The sequence below is a fragment of the Elusimicrobiota bacterium genome, assembly GCA_016706425.1.
Lineage (GTDB): Bacteria > Elusimicrobiota > Elusimicrobia > FEN-1173 > FEN-1173 > JADJJR01.
This window is the reverse complement of record JADJJR010000001.1, coordinates 1,584,820-1,607,902: the sequence shown is the minus strand read 5'-3', so window position 1 is coordinate 1,607,902 and position 23,083 is coordinate 1,584,820. Positions and strand designations below refer to the sequence as shown.

Genomic DNA, 23,083 nt, shown 5'->3' with positions numbered 1-23,083 from the left:
TCCCGGCCCATTCCCTCAAAAGGTTTTCCTATGAGCCACCTCATTCCCGTACTTTCCGGCATGCGCCCCACGGGCAAATTGCACCTCGGCAACTATTGGGGCGCGTTGGTCCCGTGGATACAAATTCAAAACGGGGGACTACACCGGTGTTTTTTTATGGTCGCCGACCTGCACGCCCTCACGACCGGTTACGAAGACACAAGCGGCATCGCCGCCAGCACCGAGGACATGGTGCTGGACTGGTTGGCCGCCGGCCTGGACCCCGAGAAGTCCGTGATTTTCGTTCAATCCCGGGTGACGGAGCACTCGGAATTGGCCCTCTTGCTTTCCATGATCACGCCGCTGGGCTGGTTGGAGCGTATCCCCACCTATAAAGAGCAGTTGCGGGAAATCACCGGGCGGGAAATCACCACCCACGGATTTTTGGGGTACCCGGTGCTCCAGGCCGCCGACATCCTGCTTTACAAGGCCCAGGCCGTCCCCGTGGGCGAGGACCAGCTGTCCCATCTGGAACTCACCCAGGAAATCGCCCGACGGTTCAACCGCCTCTACGGCGCGGTGTTCCCCGAGCCCAAGGCCATCCTCGGCAAAGCCCCCAAGGTGCCCGGGTTGGACGGACGCAAAATGTCCAAGTCCTACGGCAACGCGGTCGAATTGAGCGACGCCCCCGATGTTTTGTGGAAAAAAATCCAACAGATGTACACCGATCCCCGGAAAACCAAGGCGGACAGCCCCGGCCATCCCGAGGGGTGCGTTGTGTTCGCCCTTCACAAGATCTATAATCCCGACGCGACGGCCCGGGAGCAAGAATGCCGGGACGGCCGCATCGGTTGCGTGGCCTGTAAAAAACATTTGCTCACCTTGCTGGAACCGCTTCAGGCCATTCAAGAACGCCGGGCCGCGCTGGCCCGGAAGCCCGGGTTGGTGCGGGACGTGCTGGAGGAAGGTTCCCGGCGCGCCCGCGCGGTGGCCCAGGCCACCCTCGCCGAAGCCCAGGCCGCCATGGGCCTGCGCCCGCGGTCGTAATCGTCACCAAAGGAGCGACCATCGCACACCGCGACGAGTCCGTCGCCGCGCCGCCATGACCATGTTCACCGCCCACGAAGTCAAGTTGGAGGTCTTTGAGGGTCCCCTCGACCTGCTTTTGTACCTCATCAAGAAGAACGACCTCAACATCCGCGACATCCCCATTTCCCGCATCACCGCCGATTACCTGGCCATTGTCGAGGTGTTGAAGGATTTGAACCTGAACGCCGCCGGGGAATTCCTCGTGACGGCCGCGACCCTCATGCAAATCAAGGCCCGGGCGCTCCTGCCCGCGCCCTCCAGCGAGGCCGAGGAGGAAATGGACCCGCGGGCCAACCTCGTTGAACGCCTTTTGGAATACCAGCGTTACAAAGAAGCCGCCAAGCATTTGGAACAAAAGTTGCAGTCGCACAAAGACGTCCACTACCGGGGCGCCCCGCTGTTGGCCGACGGGGACTACACCATGGAAGCGTCCCTGTTTGATTTGCTCGACGCCTTCCGCGAGGTGTTGGAGAATCTCAAGCCGCGCGTTCGGGAAATCGATTCGGAAGACGTCCCCCTCGAGGTCAAAATCAAGGACATCCTCGGTTATTTGGCCGACCGCCCCTACGCGACCTTCAAGGAAATTCTGACGCGTGAACGGACCCGGCGCGCGTTGATTTCGACTTTTTTGGCGGTGTTGGAATTGATCCGCCTGCGCCAGATTGTGGCGCGGCAGATGGAATCGTTCGGCGACATCCGGGTGTACCGGGCGGAAGCCTTGCCCCGGGAATTGACCGTCGAGTACGCGACCGCCGAGGCCGAACCGACGCCCGCGGCGCCCCTGCCGGACGAACCACCGCCCCCCACGGAGGGATGATTCATGGAACGTGACGAACGCCGCAAGGTGTTGGAATTGTTGCTTTGGATGACCGATCGGCCGCTCAAGCCGGCCGAGTTGCTCCGCGTGTTGGGCGACGACGCCCCCCTGGAAATGGAACTGCGGGACGATCTGGCCCAGCTCGGCCGGGAGCTCGATGAGCGCCAATCCCCGATGCAAGTGGTGGAAATCGCCCAGGGGTACCAATTGGCGTCGCGGCCCGCCTTCAGCCAATGGGTCCGGCGGCTTTACAAGGAAAAAACCGCGTTGCGGCTGTCGCCCTCCGCGCTCGAGACCCTGTCGATCATCGCCTACAAGCAACCCCTCACCCGGGGGGAAATCGAGGACATTCGCGGCGTCGACGTGACGGGCGTCGTCGAGACCCTGCTGGAGCGAAAACTCATTAAAATCGTGGGACGCAAGGAGGCCCTGGGGCGCCCGCTCCTTTACGGCACCACGACGGATTTTATGCGGCAGTTCGGGCTGAGGTCGTTGGACGAGCTGCCCCGCTTGGACGAATTGATCCCCTCGGAAGAGGCCGCCCCCGCGGCTCCCCCGGTGGACGCCGCGCCCGCGGCCGTGAACGCCGCGGGCGACAACCCGGAGGCCCCCCATGCCTGAGCTTCGCCGCGATCCAATCATCGGTCGTTGGGTCATCATTTCGACGGAGCGCTCCCGCCGGCCCGGGGGAGCGCCGTCCCCCCGGGAAACCCAGGGTTCGGTGCCCTGCCCCTTTTGCGCCGGCAACGAGGACAAGACGCCCGCGGAGATCATGGCGTTCGCGCCCAAGGGACGTCCCGCCAATGCCCCCGGCTGGTGGGTGCGGGTCGTGCCCAACAAATACCCGGCCCTGCAAATCGAAGGCGACCTCCACCGCACGGGCGAGGACTTGTTCGATAAAATGGACGGGCTGGGCGCTCACGAGGTCATTATCGAGACGGAAGACCACTCCCGCCGCCTGGAGGATCTGGACGAATCCCGGGTTCGGGACGTTCTGTGGGCTTACCGGGATCGCATTTTGGATTTAAAAAAAGACCCGCGGTTCGAATACATCCTTGTGTTTAAAAACAACGGCAGCGCCGCCGGCGCGAGCCTGGCCCACGCCCATTCCCAATTGATCGCCACCCCCATGGTGCCGATCCGCGTCAAACAGGAACTGCGCGGCGCCGAGGAGTATTTCGAGCAAAAAGGCCGGTGCATCTACTGCGACATTCTTCGCGCGGAGACCGAAAAGAAAGAACGCATCGTGGAAATGAACGAAGATTTCGTCGTGCTTGCACCGTTCGCGAGCCGGTTTCCCTTTGAAACCTGGATCCTGCCCCGCCACCACGGGTCCGATTACGCGTCGTTGAGCGAGGAAAAGTATCTGTCCCTCGCGCGGATCCTCAAAAGCGTGTTGGGGCGAATGAACGGGGTGTTGGACAACCCCGCCTACAATTTCGTCATCCACTCCGAGCCCCTCAAAAGTCACGGGGTTGCCCACTACCATTGGCACATTGAGCTCATGCCCAAGATCGTGCACACCGCGGGCTTTGAGTGGGGCGCGGGGTTTTACATCAACCCCACGCCCCCGGAACAGGCCGCCCTGTACTTGAGGGAAGCCAAACCCTGATCCGTCCATGAAAATCCTCTTCGCGGCCAGCGAAGCGGTTCCCTTCATAAAAACCGGCGGGTTGGGCGACGTGGTCGGCGCCCTCGCGGAGGCGTTGAAACGCCAACGCCACGACGTGCGCGTGGTCCTGCCGAAATACCGGGACATCCGGCAAACGCCCCACCCGTTGACGCCCCTGCCGTTCACCCTGCGCGTTCCCCTCGGGGGGACGGAAATCCCCGTGCGGGTCTGGGAAACCCGGTTCGGGCCCCGCGTGCCGGCCTACCTGATCGACAGCCCGCTCCATTTCGAACGCGACGGCGTTTACTGCGACGCCGAAGGCCGGGATTTCGCCGACAACGATGTGCGCTACATCGTTTTTTCGCGGGCGGTGCTTGAATTGTGCAAAGCCGTCGGGTTTCGCCCGGACGTGTTGCACACCCACGATTGGCAGAGCGGATTGGTGCCCGCGCTTTTGGCCGACGCTTACCGCCAAGACGCCTTTTTCATTCCCACGGCCTCGGTGTTCAGTATCCATAATTTGGCCTACCAGGGGGTGTTCCCCAAGGAAACCCTGGGGTTGGCCGGTTTGAGTTGGGATTCTTTCACCAAAGAGAAACTGGAATTTTACGATCGCATCAATTTCCTCAAAGCGGGGGTCGCCTTTTCCCAAATTATCACCACCGTCAGCCCCACGTACGCGCGGGAAGTTCAATCCGAAGAGTTCGGCCGCGGCGTGGACGGTTTTTTACGCCTTCGGACGGACCGCTTTTTCGGGGTCCTGAACGGATTGGACACCCGCGTTTGGAACCCCGCCCGGGACCCGCACTTGGCCAAGCGGTATTCGGCCAAAAGCCTGGGGGGGCGCGCGGCCTGCAAAGAGGACCTTCAAAAGTTCGCCGGTCTCAGCGTCGATCCGCGGGCTCCGATTTTTGGAATGGTGTCCCGCCTGGACCCCCAAAAAGGGTTCGATATTGTTTTGGACATTCTTAGCGAATTTATTGAAAACGGGTGCCAGGCGGTCTTCCTGGGCGCGGGGACGCCGTCTTATCAAGCCGGTCTCAAAACATTCGCCCGCAAGCACCCCCGGCGGGTGGCGTCGTTCCATGATTTCAACGAGCCCCTGGCGCACAAAATTTACGGCGGCATCGATGTTTTCCTCATGCCCTCCCGCTTCGAACCCTGTGGCTTGGGCCAGTTGATCGCCCTGCGTTACGGCGCCGTGCCGGTCGTCACGCCGACGGGCGGTTTGAAGGACACCGTTGAAAACGTGTCGGCCGATGGCCAGGCCGGCGTGGGGTTTGTCGCGGACCGGGTGGAGACGGTGTTTTTCCGGGACGCGTTGCGCCGGGCGGTGGCTTTCCACGGGGCGGACCCCCGCCGCTGGCGCGAGATTCAAAAGCGGGGCATGGCCTTGACCCTGGATTGGACGGCTTCGGTGGCCCGTTACCTGGAACTGTATGAAAAGGCGCGGGCGCTCAAAAAAGCGGAGGCGGCGTGAAAACCACACTGCGGTCTTGGATCGGGCGTTCCCGTTCGTGGACCGCCCGCGGCGCGGCCATCTTTTTGGTGGCGTTTTGGGCTTCGCTTTTTGTGGTCCACGGTCTCTTGTCGCGGGCCCTGTGGGAACGGGACGCGGGCGTCGAAATCTGCCTGGACGGGTCCGACGTTCTGCAAATGTTCGGCGAGGACGACGTGGACGGCACGCGGATTTTCTTGGAGAGACTGGCCGAAGCGGGGGTGTCGAGTGTCGGCGTCTATTGGGACCCCGGATATCGCTTGCGCGAGCGGCTCGAGGAGTGGGCCCCGCGGCTGCCCGACGGCCTGGCGGTGACTCTGCGGCCCGAGGCCGCCCCGTTCACCGACTGGCAATCCCGGTGGGATCGGACGTCCCGGCCCTGGTCCAAGGGGCCGGCGGTGCGGGGGGTTCTTTTCACGGGCGCGTCCGTTCTGGGGTATCCCGATCTCTCCCCCGTGGCGTCTTGGATTTCAACCAACGCTTTTTATCTGCCGTGGATGGAGTTCTCCCGTCAACGGGGCCTCGCCGAATTGGCGCGGCGGTTTCCGCACCGTTTGATACGGGGCCACGGCCTGACCGAGGAGGAGATCGCCAAATCCAACCCACGCGTCGTTCTCGCGCGTTTTCGCCGCGCCGTGCGGGAGCGCGGCGTCCGGTTTTTGTACGTGCGTTTGTTCCCCGGATTGTCCTCCCGCGCCAACGCCGCTTTTGTTGTGGATCTGGCGACGGCCCTGCGCGCCGACGGGTTCCGGACGGAAGCGGCCCAGCCCCGAAGCGGGGCCTGGCCGCGCGCCCTGGCGCCCCTGCCGACCGGTGTCCGCCAAGCGCTGGCGTTGTTGTTGGCCATCGGCGGGCCCTGGTTGGGATTTTTCCTGGCGGTGCGGCGCTGGTCCCCCGAAGAAGCGCCCCTGCGTTTGATGGGTGTCACTCTCCTCACGGCGCTCGTGCTGGGGGCCCTCCTGGCGACCCCCGATTTTCTCATGGGGGTGGCGGTGTTTCGCGGGGTCAAGGTGGCCCTCGTGGTTCCGCTTCTGGCGGGCCTTTTCCTCCTCTTCCAGGCCAAGGAGATCCGCCATTTCTTGCACGAGCCCATCACCGTCGGGCGCCTCGGTTTCGGGTTGATCGCCTTGGGCGTGCTGGGGGTGTACGTCGTGCGCAGCGGCAACGATTTCCTGTCCGCCTCGGGGATCGAATTGAACGTTCGCGGGGCGCTGGAATCGTTGTTCGGCGTGCGTCCGCGGTTTAAAGAATTCCTGATCGGCCATCCGTTGCTCCTTGTGGGGTTTTATTTAAAGGCCCGGGGGGGCGGGTTTCGCCTTCCGGAAGGGGCCGGTCCCGCCGCCCAAACTCTGCATTTTCTTTTCCACGACCATCGGCCGTTCCTGTTGGCCGGTTTGATCGGTCAACTGTCCGTGATCAACACGTTCTGCCACGCCCACACGCCTTTGTCGGTGTCTTTCCTGCGCGTCTATCATGGGTTGTGGATCGGCGCCCTGTTGGGGGGAACCCTGATTCACCTCCTTCGGTGGGCGGAACGGCGTTGGCAAAACCTCCCCTGATCCTGCTCGCCGGTTATTTTGGTTACGGCAACGCCGGCGATGAATTGATCCTTCGCCTGCTGCGCGAGGCGCTGCTCCCCGTCGCGGGGGCCGGCTTGCGGTATCTGGCCGGACCGCGCCCCGCCTTTCCCGGCGGAGTTTCCCGACACCATCCCGGCGCGGTTCTGTCCGCCCTGCGCGACGCCCGCGGGCTGGTTCTGGGCGGGGGGGAACTCTTTCAGATCCGCACCAGTCGGCGGAGCCTCGCGGCGTATCTGGCCCTGCCCGCGGCGATGGGGATTCTCGGCAAACCCTTCTGGGTGTTCGGCGTGGGGGTGGATCCCGATTTGCCGCCGCTCGCCTTGCGCGCCACCGCGGCGGCGCTGCGCCGGGCCCGCGGGGTTTGGGTGCGGGATGAAGCTTCCCGGACGGCCCTCGCCGGGCTCGGGGTCGCCAGCGTCGTGATGGCCGACACGGTTTGGGCTTTGCCCGTTTCCGCCCCGGCCGCGCCGGGGGGGAGATCCCGTCGGGTTTTGTGGATTCCGCGTTTTCCCGACGGCGCCACCACCGTGGAGCGATTGGCGGCGGTAATCAACGGTCTCACCGATTTCGAGCACGCGCTCCTGCCTTTGCACCCCCCCCAGGACGAGGAGCCCTTGCGGGCGTTGCGCGGGCGTTTGCGAGGGGAGGTCGAAACATGGGCCTGGGCCGCCCCCGAGGAAATCCCCCGACGGTTGATGGAGGCGGACGTCGTGGTTTCGATGCGTTACCACGGTTTGGTGTTGGCCGCCTTGGCGGAGAGACCGGTGGTCGCGCTGGCGGCCCACGGCAAGGTGGCCCTTTTGGGGGAGGAGATGGGGGCCCCCGTTCTCAGGCCGGGCGATTGGACCGCGGAGTCGCTGGCGACCGCCCTTCGACGGGCGTCGGCCCATCCCCCGGTGGACCCCGCGTCGCGCGCCGTGTCGGCCCGGGCGGCCTTGTCGGATCTGGCGCGGGGTTTATCGTCGTCGTTAATCTCTTAACCAAAAATTATAAAATAGGGGTGGTTTTCCAATGCCCTCGCCCCTTTTCACGCCTTCCGAGCGCCATCCTCTCAGCGCGCCGCGCCTTGTCGCGCGTCCGGCGCGCCGCGCGTTCTGGGCGGGCGTGGCCCTTTTGGGCGCGGCCGCCGGGTTTGGAGGCGGTCTTTTGCGTCAAACCCAAACGCTCACGGACGCGTTTCTGGCGCGCGAGGCCCGGGATTTCCGTTGGGTGGTTTTTTTAAACGAGCACGCCGACCGCCCGTTCCTCGAAGGGCGTTTGTTGGCCAACCCCGGGGTGCGATTGTCTCGCTTCGTCTCCAAAGAAGAAGCCCTGGAGCGCGCTCGACGGTGGCCGGCTCTGGCCGATGGATTGGACCTCACGGCGCGAAACCCGTTGCCCGATTCGTTTGAAATCGAGTGGGACGCCGCGATGCTCCGGCCCGACCTGTTGACCCCCTTGAGCGATCGGGTGGCCGGTTTGGACGGCGTGGCCGAAGTGGGGTACGATCGTTCCCGGCTCGAGCGGTTGGCCCTTTTGAGACGGCTGCGGGAACAATTCCGTTTCGGCGTTCAGTCCGCGCTCGCGGCGGCCGCGGGGGTCCTTCTCTTTTGGGCGGCCCGCCTCTTGTTTTGGACCTTGGCTCCGTTCCCATGGCGGGACCCTTTGTGGGGCGCCGGCATCGCCGCCTTGGGCGGGGTTTTGGGCGGGGGGGCGGCGTGGGCCTGGGTGGGGGGATTTGATCCCGCCGCGTTGATCGCCGCGCCGCTCGTGGGCGCGCTGGCGGCGCTGGGGCGCGCCGTTTGATCCACCGCTGGGCGTGGGCCTTGGTGGCCTTGATGATGTGGACCGGCCCCGGACGCGCCGCCGAGACGGTCGAGGAGCAACGCGAACGTTTGCGGCGCGTGCAATCGGAACTGGAGCGAAAAGGCCGTGAAAAAGACCAGGCGGACCGGCGGGCCCGCACATTGCGGGATGAGGCCGACCGCATCGGACGCGAATTGGACGGCGCGCGCCGCGCGCTCGAGTCGACCGAAGGCCAACTGCTGGAAACGGAACGCAAGCGCGCCGCGACGGAGGAACGCATGCGGGCCTCGCGCCGCAGTTTGGGGACGTGGGAGGACAAGCTGTCCGGGCTCCTCGCGGCGCATTATCGCGCGCGGACGGTGGGCGCCGAAGGCTTGTTCCCGGTGTGGGTGTACGAGGCCGCGGTCCTGAGCGACCGCGTCACGGGTTTGGCCTTCGCCGTCGAGAACCACGCCGGCGTGGTGGCGATCCGGGACCAACTGTTGGGGATCGAAGAGGAATTGCGCAACCTGCGCGTGACCAAGACCCGCGATGAGCGCCGCATTGAATCCGCGCGCGACCAAATGCGGAGTATGGCGCGGACCGAGGAGGGTCGCCGCGCGCTGCTCGCGCGGCAGATCGACGATTTGCGCGCCTCGGCCCAGCGCTTTGAGCGCATGATTCACGATTTGCTGGAGAAGGAGCGCCGGGACCGCGCGACGGCGCGTCCCAAGAGCGCGGCCGCCGCGGACCGCTGGCGGGGTCGCGTGGGATGGCCGGTGGCGGGGCCGGTGGTCGAGAGTTTTGGGCGGACGCACCACCCTGAATTGGACACCTTCGTGATTTCCAACGGCGTGCGGTTGCGCCCCGCCGCGACGAGCGCCGTGGTCGCCGTCGAGCCCGGCGAGGTGCTCTTCGCGGGTCCGTTCATGAATTACGGTTTGATGGCGCTGGTCAGCCACGCCGATGGGTTGCACACGATCTACGCGAACCTGGGCGAGTTGACGGTGGCGGCGGGCCAAAAAGTGGCCGAGGGGCAGGCCGTCGGGCGCGCGGGGCGCGACGACGCGGGGCGCCCCGTGGTGTATTTTGAAATGCGGGTGGACGGCGATCCCGTGGACCCGGAACGTTGGGTGAGATGAGGAGCGGAACATGAGCCGAAATAAAAAGTGGAGCGGGTTGGTTTTGGCGGCGGGGATCGTCGCGGGGGCGTGGATCGCCCCGGCGCGCTCCGCCGTGGAGGACGGGTTTCGTCAAATCGCTTTGTTGGTGGACATTCTTCAAACGATTCGGGAGCAATACGTCGACGACGTCGAGCAGAAGACGGTGGTCTACGGGGCCGCGGCGGGCATGGCCCGCGTGTTGGATCCCTTCAGCCAGTTCATGGAGCCCGCGGCGCTGAAAGAAATGCGCACCGAGACCCAGGGCCAGTTCGGCGGTCTCGGCATCCGCATCGCCGTGCGCGACAACTGGCTCACGGTGATCACCCCCATGCCCGACACCCCCGCCTACCGCCTCGGGGTGTTGCCGGGGGACAAAATCATTCAAATCGAAAACACCTCCACCCAGGGGATGGGGGTGGAGGACGCCGTCAACCTGCTGCGCGGAAAACCCGGCACGAAAGTGACGGTGCACATCGCCCGCGAGGGCGACAAGGAACCCCGCGTGTTCACCATCACCCGGGAGATCATCAAAATTCAAAGCGTTCGATCGGTTTTGGTGGAACCGGCCATCGGTTACATCCGTCTCAGCGAGTTCATTGAGACGAGCGCCGCGGACTTGGGCAAAGCGCTCAAGGAGTTGAAGGCGAAGGGCATGCGCTCCTTGGTGCTGGATCTTCGCAACAACCCCGGCGGTCTTTTGTCGTCGGCGGTGGACGTGTCCAAGTTGTTTCTGGCCGATGGGAAGTTGATCGTTTACACGCAGGGCCGCGTCCAGCCCCGGCAGGATTTCCTGGCCGACAGCCGGGCGCCGTTCGGGGACGTGCCCCTGGCCGTCTTGGTGAACGGCGGATCCGCCTCCGCCTCGGAAATCGTGACGGGGGCCGTGCAGGACCATCGGCGCGGGGTGATCATCGGCTCCGAGACTTTCGGCAAAGGCAGCGTGCAATCCGTCATCCCCCTGGAGGACGGCTCGGCTCTGCGTTTGACCGTGGCCAAGTACTACACGCCCGCCGGGCGTTCCATCCACCGGGACGAGAAAACCAAAGCCGGCGGCGTCACGCCCGACATCGTCATCGCCGTGAGCAAGGAAACCGAGGCCAAATTGTACGCCCAGGCCGACGAGATTTATTCCAAGGACAAAGCGCCCCGCTCCGTCGTGAAGGACGAAGACCGCGTCAAGGACGAGGTTTTGGAGCGCGCGGTGCAAATCCTGAAGGCCGAAGCGGTTTTCCACGCGGGGAAATGAAGGCGCCGCGCGCCTCCCGGGGCGGAATCCTTTTGGATTTGTTCCTCATCGCCGCCTTGTGCGCGGGGGGGATCGCCCTGTGGGTGTCCCGGGCGCGCTGGGCACCTTCGCTGAAGCGCGCCGTCCCGGGGGCGACCGCCCCCACCGTGCCGGGGGCGCCCGAGCGGGACTGGGGGGCGCGCGCGGCGGCGACCCAAGGGTGGGTGCGGGCGTTCCTGTCCGACGCCGGCGTGGGCGACGCGGACGTTCTCAAAGCCTACAACGCCGAGCGGCGGGAGGGGGATTCCGTTTGGGTGGAAAGCACCCTGGAGATCCGCGCGCGGCGGGGTTTTTCGTCGGGGCGATTTTTGGCGCGACTGGCTCCCCGCCTCCACCACGAACGCTTGGTCGTTTTGAACGACGCCCCGACAGCGGGCCGGTGGCTCTTGGAACTGGGCGAAGGGGCACGGATCTATCAGCGTCTGATTTTTATTTTGTCGTAATTTCCGGGAGGGACGATGTCCAAAGTGTTGCGCGTGTTGGGAGTGGAAACGTCGTGCGATGAAACGGCCGCGGCGGTGGTCGAAAACGGCCGGCACATTTTATCGAACGTGGTGACGAGCCAGGTGCCCGTGCACCAACCCTACGGCGGGGTGGTCCCGGAGTTGGCGAGCCGCGCCCACGTGGAGAACGCGCAAGCCGTCATCGAGGCCGCCCTGAAGGGGCAAACGGGGCGGGGTTTGCCTCCCTTCCCCAAAACGTTGCCGGTGGATGTGATCGCCGCCACCGTCGGCCCGGGGCTCATGGGCTCCTTGCTGGTTGGTAAAGTGGTCGCCGAAATGCTCGCTTGGGTTTATCAAAAGCCGCTCATCGGCGTGAACCATTTGGAGGGGCACCTGCTCTCCATCCTGCCGGGGCATCCGGACTTGGAGCCGCCCTATCTGGCGTTGGTCGTTTCGGGCGGCCACACGGAATTGATCCACGTCCAAGACTACGGCCGGTACCATATTCTCGGGCGCACGCGCGACGACGCGGCGGGCGAAGCCTTCGACAAGGTGTCGAAGCTGATGGGTTTGGGTTACCCCGGCGGGCCCGTGATCGACCGCATGGCCCACAAAGGCAGTTCGCGGGCGATCGCGTTTCCGCGGGCGCTCATGGACGGGGGGTTCGATTTCTCTTTCTCGGGGTTGAAAACCGCGGTCGTATATTATCTGCGCGACAACCCGGAAGTGATGGCGTCCAAGAAGAAAATGGCCGATGTGTGCGCGAGCTTCCAGGCCGCGGTCGTCGAAGTGTTGGTCAAAAAGACGCTCGCCGCCGCCGACAAGGTCGGGTTGAAACACATCGCCGTCTGCGGGGGGGTGGCCGCCAACAGCGCCCTGCGCGCGGCGTTCACCGCGCAACACAAAACCCACAAGATCCACATGGCCTCACCGCTCCTGTGCACCGACAACGGCGTGATGATCGCCGTGGCGGGGTATTACAAATACCTTCACCAGACGAAAAAGAAATTCGACGCCGAACCGTTGATCGTGAATTCCACGCTCGCGGTCGCGAATTGGCGCTGACCGCTCCCCTGCCCACCCCGGCCATTGGGCCGGTCCGGTTGGACAATCCCTTCGTGCTGTCGCCCATGGCGGGCATCGGCGACCCCCCTTACCGGCGGTTGTGCCGGCGGGGGGGCGCCGCGCTCGTCTGCGCGGAGATGGTCTCCGCCAACGCCCTCCATTTCGACGACGAGCGGTCCCGTCGCATGCTGCAAACCTACCCGGACGAACACCCCGTCAGCCTGCAAATCTTCGGCAACGACCCCGATCGCTTGGCCGCGGCGGCGCGGGCCGCGGAGGCGGCGGGGGCGGACATCGTCGATCTCAATTGCGGTTGCCCCGTGCCCAAAATCACAAAATCCGGCGGCGGGGTGAGCCTGATGCGCGACGAGTCGCTGTTCGCGCGCTGCGTGGCGGCCATGGCGCGGGCGGTGCGCGTGCCCGTCACGGTCAAAATGCGCCTGGGGTTCGCCCGGGGGGAAAACCACGCGCCCCGGTTCGCCCGGATCGCGGAGGAAGCGGGCGCCGCGGCGGTCGCCGTCCACGCGCGATCCCGCGAGGAGCGCCACGCCGGCGCGCCGGACTTGGAGGCACTGGCCGCGGTGACCCGCGCGGTGCGCCTCCCCGTGTTCGGCAACGGGGGGGTGCGTTCCATTGAAGACGCGCGCCGCATGTTGGACGCGGGGTGCGCCGGGGTTCTGGTGGGACAGGCCGCGGTGGGCAATCCCTTTTTTTTCCGCGAGCTCTTGAGCGCCGCGGCGGGCCACGCCGCGCCGCTCTCCTTGCGGGAGCGGTTCGACCTTTTGCGCGAGCACGCGCGCCTGATCGTGGAATACTACGGGGAATCGTTGGGCCTTCGGCGGTTGAGGAAATATTTACCGTCCTACGTGCACGGCCTGCCTCACGCGGCGGCCTTTCGCGGCGCGGCCAACCGCATCGAGCGGCACGCGGAGTTTTTGGAGTTCCTAGCCTCGTTCGAGGCCCGGGGCGGGTCGTTCTTGCCTTCCGTAGAGGGGAAAGATACGATGGGAACCTTATGAGCGCTCCCATGCGCGTGGCGGCCACTCCCGCCCGTTCCCGCCCGTGATCCCCCTCCTGCCCGTCTTGTGGTCGGAAAAGCGGACCACCGCCCGGCCCCTGCGGGTGCCCGAACCCCGGGAAACCATGGACGGCGAGGCCCAGGTGGCGGCCTACCTCAAGGGGTACGAATGGGGCGGCTCCACTTCGGCCATGACCCAACACCATCTGGAGCGGCTGAGCGCCTTGATCCGCCCGAACGACACGGTGGTGGACCTCGGGTGCGGCCCCGGCCCCCTGTTGTGGGAATTGGCGCGCCTGTATCCCTCCGCCCGGTTTCTGGCGGTGGATCGGTCGGCGCCCCTTCTGGATCAAATCAAGAAAAAAGCGCGGGAACTCCACCTCAAAAACGTGCACACGGTGGAGGAAGACCCGCGGGAGATGCCGGGTTTGCGCGCGGGCAGCGTGGGGTTGGTGCTGTCGACCCAGGCCCTCCACCACGCCGCCTCCGAGGCGGACCTGCGGCGCGTTTTCTGTCGGATCAACGACCTCCTTGCGCCGGAGGGGGGGGTGTATTTCTTCGATTTCGGCCTTCTCAAATCCGCCGTGACCCGGCGCCTCCTCGTCCAGGACCTCGCCCGCTGGGCCCCCCCCCTCACCCTGCGCGATTACGCGCTTTCCCTGGACGCGGCCTTCCCGATTTCGACGGTGGTTTCCCTGGCGCGGGAGGAAATCCATCGGCCCTTTGAGGCCGTGGCGAGCGCCTTCGTGGATTTTTTTTATTTTTTGTCGACGCCGCCGCGGGCCGCGCCGGACGCGGCCGTCGTGGCGCGCCTGCGCCAAAAAGAGCGGGCGTTGCCCTGGCGCCTGCGTTGGGAGCTCGCCCTGATCCGCCGGCTCCGTCGACACATTCCTTAGACCGTTACAAATTGACAGGCGGGGGGCCGTGTGCTACCATGCCCCCGCGTTCATTTATCGTCAAGAAAGCGTCCATTCCATGGCCATAAAATTCGGCACTTCCGGTTGGCGGGCCATCCTCGCCGACGAGTTCACGTTCCCTCGGGTCCGCATCGCCGTCCAGGCGATCGCCGACTATTTGAAGGAGGAGCGGCTCCACAACAAGCCCGTCGTGATCGGCTACGACACCCGGTTTTTGTCCGAGGATTTCGCGAAGACCGCGGCCGGGGTCCTGGCGGCCAACGGCATGGAGAGCTTGTTGTGCGTCCGCGACACGCCCACCCCCGTGGTGGCCTTTGAAGTGCTTCACAAAAAAGCCGCGGGCGGGATCATAATCACCGCGAGCCACAACCCCCCGACTTACAACGGTCTCAAATTCAACTCGGCCTGGGGCGGTCCGGCGCTCCCCCAGATCACCCAGCGTATCGAGGCGGGCTGCGAGCCCTATTTGTCGGGGGAGGCCCATCCCAAAACCGGCCGGGAGGCGGTCGGCATCAAAAAGCGACTGATCGTGCCCCACGACCCGCAGCCGGCCTACTTCAAACAATTGGAAAGCCTGATCGACCGCTCGATCCTCAAAAAGGGGAAACTGAAAGTGGCGGTGGACGGTCTCTGGGGCGCGGGCCGCGGCTACCTCGACGCCTTCTTGAAAGAATCGGGCGTGCAGGTGGTGGGGTTGCACATGAACCGCGACGTGTTGTTCGGCGGACACAGCCCCTCCCCCGAACCGGAGATCCTGGCGGAACTCAGAGCCGTGATGGCGAAAGAAAAAGCCCCCCTCGGCCTCGCCACGGACGGCGACGCCGACCGTTTCGGTATCGTCGACGCGGACGGCACGATGATTCAACCCAACGAGTTTTTGCCGCTCCTGCTTGACCACATGGTCAAGACGCGCGGTTGGAAAGGCGTGGTGGCGCGCAGCGTCATGACGTCCCATTTCCTCGACGCGGTGGCCAAGAAACACGGGCTGACCGTTCAGGAGACGCCCGTGGGCTTCAAATTTATCGGCGATGTCATGGCCCACGAAAACAGCGTCTATCCCTCGCGGGGGGGGCATTTCGTCCTCGGCGGCGAGGAGTCGGGCGGTCTCTCCATCCGGGGCCACGTGCCCGAAAAGGACGGCGTTTTGGGCTGTCTGCTCGCGGCGGAAATCGTCGCCATCACCAAACGCCCGCTGCGGAAATCCATCGAACTGTTGGCCAAAGAGGTCGGGACCTTCCACACGGAACGCTTGAATTTCCACCTGACCGCGGAAAAAATGAACGACCTGCGCAAAAAGCTGGCGCACAACCCGCCGACCCGCCTGGGCGAATTCCCCGTGCGCCGCATCGTCGAAACGGACGGCCACAAATTCATCCTGACGGACGGCAGTTGGATCGGCGTGCGCCTGTCCGGCACGGAACCCGTGGTGCGGGTCTACCTGGAAACCCAGGACACCGCCAAGCTTAAGGCGCTGGAAAAAGCCGGCCGGGTGTTGGCCGGCGTGAGCGCCGCGAAATAAATTTCATTCTTCTTGAGGAGATCCCCGATGGCCAAAAAGAAAACCGTCAGCAAGAAAACCGCGGCGTCCGCCGGCGCGCGCGTGAAGGGCGTGTTCGCCCGTGAAATTTTGGATTCCCGGGGAAACCCGACGGTGGAAGTCGATGTGGTCCTGACGGACGGCTCGACCGGCCGGGCGGCGGTCCCCTCGGGGGCCTCGACCGGCGCCCACGAGGCGCTGGAATTACGCGACGGGGACAAAAACCGTTATCTGGGGCGCGGCGTGCGCAAAGCCGTCGCGAACGTGAACACGGTGTTGGCCCCGGCGCTCAAGGGAAAAGCCGCGGCGGACCAACGCGCCCTCGACGGCGTGATGTTGGCGGCCGACGGCACCGAGACCAAATCCAAGCTCGGCGCCAACTCGATTTTGGGCGTTTCCATGGCGGTGGCGCGGGCGGCCGCGGTCGCGGCGCGGGTCCCGCTCCACACGCACCTCCGGCGGACGTTCGGCATCAAGTCGAAAGAGTACGTTTTCCCCGTGCCCCTCATGAACATTTTGAACGGCGGGGCCCACGCCGACAACAACGTGGATATGCAGGAGTTTATGATCATGCCCGTGGCGGGCGGATCGTTCCGGGAGGCCCTGCGCGCCGGCGCGGAGGTGTTTCACGCCCTGAAAAAGGTTCTCAAGGACAATAAATACAACACGGGCGTCGGCGACGAGGGCGGGTTCGCGCCGAACTTGAAATCGAACGAGGAGGCCATCCAGGTGATCCTGCAGGCCATCCAGAACGCCGGTTACAAGCCCGGCAAGGACATTTTCCTCGCCCTGGACTGCGCCTCGAACGAATTCTTCGCCAACGACCAGTACCGGTTGGAGGGGGAAGTGGCCATCCGCGACCGCTCCGCCGACGAAATGATCGCCTTCTACAAAGAGTGGGTGGACAAGTACCCCATCGTCTCCATCGAGGACGGCCTGGCGGAGGACGATTGGTCCGGCTGGAAGCGCCTGACCGAAAAGATCGGCGGCAAAGTCCAGTTGGTGGGCGACGATTTGTTCGTGACGAACACGAAGCGGTTGTCCGACGGCATCCAGCGGGGCGTGGCCAACGCCATCCTCGTCAAAGTCAACCAGATCGGCAGCCTGTCCGAGACCGTGGACGCCGTGCAAATGGCCCAAAAGGCCGGCTACGGCGTGATCATCTCGCACCGCTCCGGCGAAACGGAAGACGCCTTCATCGCCGATTTGGCCGTGGCGCTGAACGCCGGACAGATCAAGACGGGATCGGCTTCGCGTTCGGAGCGCATCGCGAAGTACAACCAATTGCTCCGCCTTGAGGAATCCCTCGGCGCGGCCGCCTCCTTTTCGGGCGTCGCCGCCTTCAAGCGGGGGTAAAACCCGGTGCGGCGCCGGCGAACGGTGTGGTGGGCCGCGGGCTTCGCCCTGTTGGCCATCGCCGTCTCCGGGGGCGCCGTGCGGAACTTTTGGACCCGGCAGCGGGAATTGGACCGGTTGTCCCTCCGCCTGACCGACGCGCGTCGCCGCGTGGCTGAGCTGGAAGCGCGGCGGGACCGCGCCGAGAACGACGCCGCTTTCATTGAGATGGCGGCGCGCCGTGAATTCGGTTTTGTGGCGCCGGACGAAATCGAATTCCGTTTCGTGAGCGACGACGGGGCCGCCCCGGCCCCGAAGGAGAACTGACCATGTCCGACACCCCCTGCCCCAAATGCAACGCCAAAGGCAACGTGAAAGTGAAACAATCCCGCAGTGACAAGGGCCGCGATGTGAAATATTTCGAATGCGGCGTCTGTCACACCCTTTGGACCAACTCCATCGACATCGCCGCCCTTCCCGTCGAAGCGTAGTGCTCCGCGCGCCCGCCCTCACCCCGCGGGATCGTCGTGACCTTCGCCGCCGGGGCCTCAGCCCCACGGAAGCGGTTCGTCAAGCCGCGCTTCTCCTGCGTCCCCCGTCCGCTTTACGGCTGGATCGCCCCTGCGCGGTCGGGGACGGCGTCGAGCGTTGGTCCCCGTCGGACCGCCGCCTTTGGGCCGCTCGCGCCGCGGGATGGCGCCTGGCTTTTTTTACGCCCGCTTCCGGCGCCTCCTCCCGTTTGTTCGCTCCCCTGGAAGCCCTGTTTCGGGATTCCCGACGGACCGGGGTTCCGCCCCATCGCCTCGCCCGGGGGGACGCCGCCCGTTTCTTTCGCGCGTTGCCCGCCTTGGCCCTTCACAAGGTTCTGGCCCGTCGGTTGCGTCGGCGGGGATTGGCCGTGTCCCGTTTGCTGCGCGCCCGGGAATGGGGGCCGATTTTGGAGGAATTGCTGGCGCCGGGCGGCCTGGCGCACCACCCCAAAGGTTTGTTGCCCTTTCACGGGCACCGCGGCGGAATTCGCACCGCCTTCGAAGAACACCTGCGCGACGCCGGGGCCACCGCCCCGCGCCGATCGCACGCGCATTTCACCGTGTCGCCCTCTCACCACGCGGCCTTCCGGCGGGCGGCCCGGTCGGTTCCGGGGGTCCCGGTCTCCTTTTCCATCCAAAACCCCGCCACCGACACGCTTTCGTTAACGGAAGCCGGGCGCTGGGCCCGCCGTTCCGACGGGGGTTTGTTGTTTCGTCCGGGGGGCCACGGCGCGCTTTTGGACAACCTCAACGCCCTGCGGGCGGACGCCATTTTCATCCGGAACATCGACAACGTCGGGCGGGGGGCCCACCGGGGCCGCGCTCGGCTCTGGCGGCGGGCCCTGGCCGGCCGCTTGATCTCCCTGGTGGAAGCGTCCCGCGCTTTGGATCGCGGCTTGGCCCGGGGGGAACCGGCCGCCGAGCGGGAAGCGGCTCTTTTTCTTGAGGCCACGCTGGGACGGCGCCCGCCCCGAGGGGCGAATCTTCGAAAGTGGTTGCGGCGGGAATTGCAGCGCCCCTGGCGTGTCTGCGGCGTGGTCCCCAACCGGGGCGAGCCGGGCGGCGGTCCCTTTTGGGTGAAAGGCGTCGAAGGGGCGACGCGGCAAATCGTCGAAGAGGCCCAGGTCGCGTCCTCGCCCGCCCAGCGGGCCATCTTTCAACGGTCGCGTTACTTCAATCCCGTCGACATGGCGGTTTCGACGCGGGGCCCCGACGGACGACCCCTTCCGCTGCGGCGGTACGTGGACGAATCGGCCGCCATCGTATCGGCCAAAAAGTACGAAGGGCGACCGATCCGCGTCCTGGAGCGGCCCGGTCTGTGGAACGGCTCCATGGCGGGCTGGAACACCGTTTTCGTCGAAATGCCGGCCGGGTTCTTCCACCCCGTCAAAACCATCACGGATTTGCTGCGTCCGGGGCACCGGACCCCGGTGAAATGATATCATCCCCCACGCTATGAAAGGCATTCTCCTGGCCGGAGGTTCCGGCACCCGCCTCTACCCCCTGACCCGCGGCATCAGCAAACAATTGGTGCCCGTTTACGATAAACCGATGATTTATTACCCCCTATCGGTCCTCATGTTGGCGGGAATACGAGATATCCTTATTATAACGACCCCCCACGAACAGGATGGGTTTGTTCGTCTCCTGGGGGATGGATCCTGGCTGGGGTTGAATATCCAATACGCCGTTCAGCCGCGCCCGGAGGGGCTGGCTCAGGCTTTTATCGTTGGCCGTAAATTTGTTGGAAATGATTGTGTTTCAATGATTTTAGGTGACAATATTTTTTATGGTCACGGTTTTGCGGGGCGGCTTCGTTTGGCGGCGGCTCTGGAGAATGGCGCCACGGTCTTTGCCTACCCGGTGCGCAATCCCGAAGCCTACGGGGTCGTTGAGTTTGACACCGCCGGCCGGGCGGTTTCAATCGAGGAAAAGCCGGCCAAACCGAAGTCATCCTTCGCCGTGACCGGTTTGTATTTCTACGACAATCGGGTTCTGGACATTGCCGCGGGTTTGCGGCCTTCCGCCCGGGGTGAATTGGAAATCACGGACGTCAACCGGTCCTATTTGGCCCAGGGGAAATTGAATGTGGAACGCCTGGGTCGCGGTGTCGCCTGGCTGGACACCGGGACCCACGAGTCGCTTTTGCAATCGGCGGTTTTTATCCAGACGATTCAGGAACGGCAGGGCCTCAAAGTGGCCTGCTTGGAGGAGATCGCCTTGGCTCAGGGGTATATTAACGCCGAGGATGTCCGCCGGCTGGCCGAACCCATGAAGAAAAACGAATACGGCCAGTACCTTCTTCGGTTGTTGGAGGGGGGGGCGGCTTAATTATCCTCCCGCCGCGCCTTAAGCGGCGGGTTTTGTGCGGCGCTGAATCTTTTCTTTGTTTTCCTCGTAGAACTTCCGAATGTCCTCGATGTGATCCAAAATCAATTTGGCCTTGGTGAGACCAAACGTCACGCCAAAGCGGTCGGATTCGTTTTGCTTTATGCTGATGACCATATTGCCTTTGAACTCGCCGATGGTGAACAAGGTAGCCTCCTAAGCTATGGTTGCAGCTATATCTAAATTTATTCCGCGACAGAAAGCCATGATCCAAATCATGTTGTTTCTAAAAAATATTGTCAAGTCGTAACCCGAGTTAAATCGAAAGATTTCGGAAAAATATCGATTTGAATTCGGGAAAAGACCGCCAATTTAAAAAAACTTCAATTAACATCAATTCATAAACAATATTTATTGATAATCAACAATTTACACTACAAACATACGTTTGATTGTTGGTCTCGTTTTGTGGTCGTTGGTCGATATAATTTAACATAATATATATTATCGGACACTATCGAATCGGCTCCAAATTGGCCCTGGCCCTTGACGAATCCCGATTTAGGCCCTAGGCTTTACCTCGTTGGTAGAACATCACCCCGTTTGGACTTCCTGAGACAATTGAAAAATTAAGAGGCGAGGGTATTGAGGATGGACTGGGCTTCTGCCAGTCCCGGGTTGGTCGCCCTGTACCGCGACCCCTTGCCCGCGCCGGCGCGAATCGCGAGCCCTTTTTGTTCGAGGGTCGCGAAGGCGCGGGAGAGGCGTCGTACGCCCGCGAAGCCCGACACGCGCAGATCCTCGGCCAGTCGAATGGCCGGAACTTCGTTTTGAGCGAGGAGGTCGCGATAGCCATGGAGCAACAACAGCAAAGCCTTGGAAAGCCTTTCCCCTCCCGGTCCGCCTGGGGGGAGGACCCGCAGGCGGACCGCGCCGCGCCCCGGGTCCACGTCAAAGAGAGTGTTTGGGAGCGGCTTTTCTTCCCTTGGCGGGGGGAGAGCGCTGCGGCCTTTTTCATTGGTTTCTTCCTTAAATAGCCAGGCGCGGGCCTCTTCCCAATGGGCGCGGACCGTGTCTTTTTCCCCTTCCGCTTCGAATTCCCGCTCGCCCGATCGGAACCGTATTTTAAGTCTATCCACAGTTATCCACCCTTTTTCTGTTCATAAATGAGCAGAAAACCAAATTAAAAACCACTTAATGCACTCAAATTGTACAGAAAATAAAGAAACGCGTCCAACGCGGGGGTCTGTGGATAAAAAAAACCCCCACCCCCGAAGGGGTGGGGGACTGAAAAACAATGCGAACTATTTCTTCTTCGATTCCCCCGTCATGGGGCAGCAGGAGCCGGCTTTCTTCGGCGGGCATTTCTTGCAGGCTTCCCCCTTCTTGGCGGCTTCGAGGCAGCAGGGTTTCAGGCCGACTTCAGCGCACATTTCACATTTCTCCCCTTTTTTGGCGGCTTCCAGACAGCAGGGTTTGGGGCCCTTCATGGCGCATTTCTCGCACTTCTCCCCTTTTCTGGCGGCTTCCAGACAACAAGGCATCACGCCTTTGCCGTGGATTTCATCCAGTTTCGCCTGTTGCTCGGGGGTGAGGACGGCCTTGATTTTGGCGCCGGCGTCCGCGTGGGTGTGGTCCATCTTTTTATGCATGGCTTTTTTGTGGTCGCATTTCTCGGCGACTTCGGCCTCGATGGCGGCTTTCACTTTCGCTTCCTGGTCGGCCGTGAGGTTCAATTGGCTCTTCAATTCGCCGACGCGGGTCGACACCATCTCGGCTTTCTTGCTTTCACAATCCTTTCCTTCGCATTTACCGCACATGGCTCGGACGGATACCCCGAGCGCCACAACGGCCGCGAAGGCCCAGACGAATGATTTTTTCATGATTCCTCCACCGGCTCGCCGGTCGTGAATGGCGGCCGAAATCGAATTATACTAAAACGAGTCATATATGACCTCTGATTTAGATACATACGCTTTTGGCCCCCAAAAGTTCCCGACAAAACTAAATTGTTAGAATGAGACACCGATGAAAGCCGTTGTTTTGACTAAATACGGGGATATCCACCGCCTGGTTTATAGCGATGTGCCCGATCCCGTTCCCCGTCCGGGGGAGTTGGGAATTCGCGTCCACGCCGCGGGGCTCAATTTCGGGGATGTCCTTATACGCCAGGGGCTGCACAAGGACTCACCCCGCCCCCCCGCCGTTCACGGCATGGAAGTCGCCGGCGTGGTGGAGACGGCGCCCGCCGGCGGTTTCTTCCCGCCGGGCGAGCGGGTGTGCGCCTTTTTGCCGGGCCACGGCGGTTTCGCTGAAAGAGTCGTTTGTCGGCCGGAACTCGTTCGGGCTTTGCCCGATGAGTTTTCCTTCGTGGAGGGCGCGGCGTTTCCCGTTAATTTCTTGACGGCCTATTTGCTCTTGCACGCCCAGGCCCACATCGCGTCGGGCGAAACGGTGTTGTTGCGCCCCGCCGGCGGCGGGGTGGGGTTGGCGCTTTTGCAGTTTTGCCGGCGCGCGGGGGCGCGGGTTTTTTGTGTTGCGGGGTCGGGCAAGCACGAGCGCCTGCGGGCCCTGGGGGCCGAGGCCTGTTTCACCCACACCGAGGATTGGGCGACCGCGGCGCGGCGGGCCGTTGGGGGCGACGGTTTTGATGTCGTCTTTGATTCCATCGGGGGCGGGGACCTGCGGCGGAGTTACCGTTTGCTGGCCCCCTTCGGGCGATTGGGGCTGTACGGCGCGAGCTCCTTTGTCGTCCACCGTAAATTTCACCTTTTAAAAAGCCTCATCAACCTGCTTCGCTTTCCCGTGTTCTGGCCCTTGGAGATGATGAACGCCTCCCGCGTGGTGTTCGGGCTCGGCCTGCTCCGGTTGGATCCGGTGAACCTCCGGGTCGCCCACGCCTTGGCCGAGGCCGCGCGCCTCTGGCGCGAGGGGCACGTTCATCCGGTGATCGACAGCGTATTCCCTCTCGCGGACCTGGGCGCGGCCCAACGGCGTCTTGAGGAGCGCCGCAATTTCGGCAAGATCGTTTTGGCGGTCGATCCCGCCGTTCCCGTCTCGATCCCCGCGTTTTGATCCCGGTCTTCGGCGGGACCGGGTTTTTGTTATGATTCCCCCGTCGTT

Annotated in this window: 24 protein-coding genes; 21 read left to right on the top strand and 3 right to left on the bottom strand. The window is 63.7% G+C overall.

Annotated features, from left to right (window positions below; translation table 11 throughout):
• Positions 1-30 precede the first annotated feature (30 nt).
• The 20 genes from trpS (at position 31) to rfbA (ending at position 19,963) form a co-directional block, all read left to right on the top strand.
• Complete coding sequence (gene trpS, locus IPI56_06645) at positions 31-1,026, top strand: tryptophan--tRNA ligase (protein ID MBK7545406.1); 996 nt, start codon at positions 31-33, stop codon at positions 1,024-1,026.
• A gap of 55 nt (positions 1,027-1,081) precedes the next feature.
• Positions 1,082-1,885, top strand: a complete 804-nt coding sequence (locus IPI56_06640; protein ID MBK7545405.1) for a segregation/condensation protein A — start codon at positions 1,082-1,084, stop codon at positions 1,883-1,885.
• A 3-nt stretch (positions 1,886-1,888) separates the two neighbouring features.
• Positions 1,889-2,506, top strand: a complete 618-nt coding sequence (gene scpB / locus IPI56_06635) for an SMC-Scp complex subunit ScpB (GenBank protein MBK7545404.1) — start codon at positions 1,889-1,891, stop codon at positions 2,504-2,506.
• Positions 2,499-3,497, top strand: a complete 999-nt coding sequence (galT, locus tag IPI56_06630) for a galactose-1-phosphate uridylyltransferase (protein ID MBK7545403.1) — start codon at positions 2,499-2,501, stop codon at positions 3,495-3,497. The genes scpB and galT overlap by 8 nt, the downstream gene beginning before the upstream one ends.
• A gap of 7 nt (positions 3,498-3,504) precedes the next feature.
• Positions 3,505-4,977, top strand: a complete 1,473-nt coding sequence (glgA, locus tag IPI56_06625) for a glycogen synthase GlgA (GenBank protein ID MBK7545402.1) — start codon at positions 3,505-3,507, stop codon at positions 4,975-4,977.
• Entirely contained in the window at positions 4,974-6,554 is a 1,581-nt protein-coding gene (locus tag IPI56_06620) for a hypothetical protein (protein ID MBK7545401.1), read from the top strand. Before glgA ends, IPI56_06620 begins: the two co-directional genes overlap by 4 nt.
• Positions 6,536-7,555, top strand: coding sequence for a polysaccharide pyruvyl transferase family protein (locus IPI56_06615; GenBank protein ID MBK7545400.1), 1,020 nt, complete (start codon positions 6,536-6,538; stop codon positions 7,553-7,555). The genes IPI56_06620 and IPI56_06615 overlap by 19 nt, the downstream gene beginning before the upstream one ends.
• Positions 7,556-7,586: 31 nt before the next feature.
• Entirely contained in the window at positions 7,587-8,360 is a 774-nt protein-coding gene (locus IPI56_06610; protein ID MBK7545399.1) for a hypothetical protein, read from the top strand.
• Complete coding sequence (locus IPI56_06605; GenBank protein ID MBK7545398.1) at positions 8,357-9,481, top strand: peptidoglycan DD-metalloendopeptidase family protein; 1,125 nt, start codon at positions 8,357-8,359, stop codon at positions 9,479-9,481. The genes IPI56_06610 and IPI56_06605 overlap by 4 nt, the downstream gene beginning before the upstream one ends.
• A gap of 10 nt (positions 9,482-9,491) precedes the next feature.
• Positions 9,492-10,748 (top strand): S41 family peptidase, encoded by a 1,257-nt coding sequence (locus tag IPI56_06600; GenBank protein MBK7545397.1) that lies wholly within the window; start codon positions 9,492-9,494, stop codon positions 10,746-10,748.
• Positions 10,745-11,230, top strand: a complete 486-nt coding sequence (locus tag IPI56_06595; GenBank protein MBK7545396.1) for a hypothetical protein — start codon at positions 10,745-10,747, stop codon at positions 11,228-11,230. Before IPI56_06600 ends, IPI56_06595 begins: the two co-directional genes overlap by 4 nt.
• 15 nt (positions 11,231-11,245) lie before the next feature.
• Complete coding sequence (gene tsaD, locus IPI56_06590) at positions 11,246-12,295, top strand: tRNA (adenosine(37)-N6)-threonylcarbamoyltransferase complex transferase subunit TsaD (GenBank protein MBK7545395.1); 1,050 nt, start codon at positions 11,246-11,248, stop codon at positions 12,293-12,295.
• A 53-nt stretch (positions 12,296-12,348) separates the two neighbouring features.
• Entirely contained in the window at positions 12,349-13,314 is a 966-nt protein-coding gene (dusB, locus tag IPI56_06585) for a tRNA dihydrouridine synthase DusB (protein ID MBK7545394.1), read from the top strand.
• 43 nt (positions 13,315-13,357) lie between these two features.
• Positions 13,358-14,209 carry a methyltransferase domain-containing protein gene (locus IPI56_06580; protein ID MBK7545393.1) on the top strand — a complete coding sequence of 284 codons (852 nt, stop codon included), beginning with the start codon at positions 13,358-13,360 and terminating at the stop codon, positions 14,207-14,209.
• A 79-nt stretch (positions 14,210-14,288) separates the two neighbouring features.
• A complete protein-coding gene (locus IPI56_06575; GenBank protein ID MBK7545392.1) occupies positions 14,289-15,749 on the top strand; it encodes a phosphoglucomutase/phosphomannomutase family protein in 1,461 nt (486 codons plus the stop codon).
• Between the two features lie 27 nt (positions 15,750-15,776).
• Positions 15,777-17,123, top strand: coding sequence for a phosphopyruvate hydratase (eno, locus tag IPI56_06570; GenBank protein MBK7545391.1), 1,347 nt, complete (start codon positions 15,777-15,779; stop codon positions 17,121-17,123).
• A 6-nt stretch (positions 17,124-17,129) separates the two neighbouring features.
• Positions 17,130-17,429, top strand: coding sequence for a septum formation initiator family protein (locus tag IPI56_06565; GenBank protein ID MBK7545390.1), 300 nt, complete (start codon positions 17,130-17,132; stop codon positions 17,427-17,429).
• A gap of 2 nt (positions 17,430-17,431) precedes the next feature.
• Positions 17,432-17,593 (top strand): hypothetical protein, encoded by a 162-nt coding sequence (locus tag IPI56_06560; protein MBK7545389.1) that lies wholly within the window; start codon positions 17,432-17,434, stop codon positions 17,591-17,593.
• Positions 17,593-19,071, top strand: a complete 1,479-nt coding sequence (locus IPI56_06555) for a DUF4301 family protein (GenBank protein MBK7545388.1) — start codon at positions 17,593-17,595, stop codon at positions 19,069-19,071. Before IPI56_06560 ends, IPI56_06555 begins: the two co-directional genes overlap by 1 nt.
• 16 nt (positions 19,072-19,087) lie before the next feature.
• On the top strand, positions 19,088-19,963 hold the full coding sequence (rfbA, locus tag IPI56_06550; protein ID MBK7545387.1) for a glucose-1-phosphate thymidylyltransferase RfbA: 876 nt from the start codon (positions 19,088-19,090) through the stop codon (positions 19,961-19,963).
• Between the two features lie 18 nt (positions 19,964-19,981).
• Here rfbA and IPI56_06545 read toward each other — a convergent pair whose 3' ends face one another.
• The 3 genes from IPI56_06545 to IPI56_06535 all read right to left on the bottom strand — a co-directional run bounded on the left by IPI56_06545 (position 19,982) and on the right by IPI56_06535 (position 21,843).
• Positions 19,982-20,167: a hypothetical protein gene (locus IPI56_06545; GenBank protein MBK7545386.1), complete on the bottom strand. Its 186-nt coding sequence runs from the start codon at positions 20,165-20,167 to the stop codon at positions 19,982-19,984.
• 422 nt (positions 20,168-20,589) lie between these two features.
• Positions 20,590-21,099, bottom strand: coding sequence for a hypothetical protein (locus tag IPI56_06540; protein MBK7545385.1), 510 nt, complete (start codon positions 21,097-21,099; stop codon positions 20,590-20,592).
• A gap of 165 nt (positions 21,100-21,264) precedes the next feature.
• The gene (locus tag IPI56_06535) at positions 21,265-21,843 is read right to left on the bottom strand and encodes a hypothetical protein (GenBank protein ID MBK7545384.1); all 579 of its coding nucleotides are present in this window, start codon (positions 21,841-21,843) and stop codon (positions 21,265-21,267) included.
• Positions 21,844-21,988: 145 nt separating this feature from the next.
• Between IPI56_06535 and IPI56_06530 the strand changes: the two genes are divergently transcribed.
• Positions 21,989-23,035, top strand: coding sequence for a zinc-binding dehydrogenase (locus tag IPI56_06530; protein ID MBK7545383.1), 1,047 nt, complete (start codon positions 21,989-21,991; stop codon positions 23,033-23,035).
• The last annotated feature ends 48 nt before the right edge of the window (positions 23,036-23,083 follow it).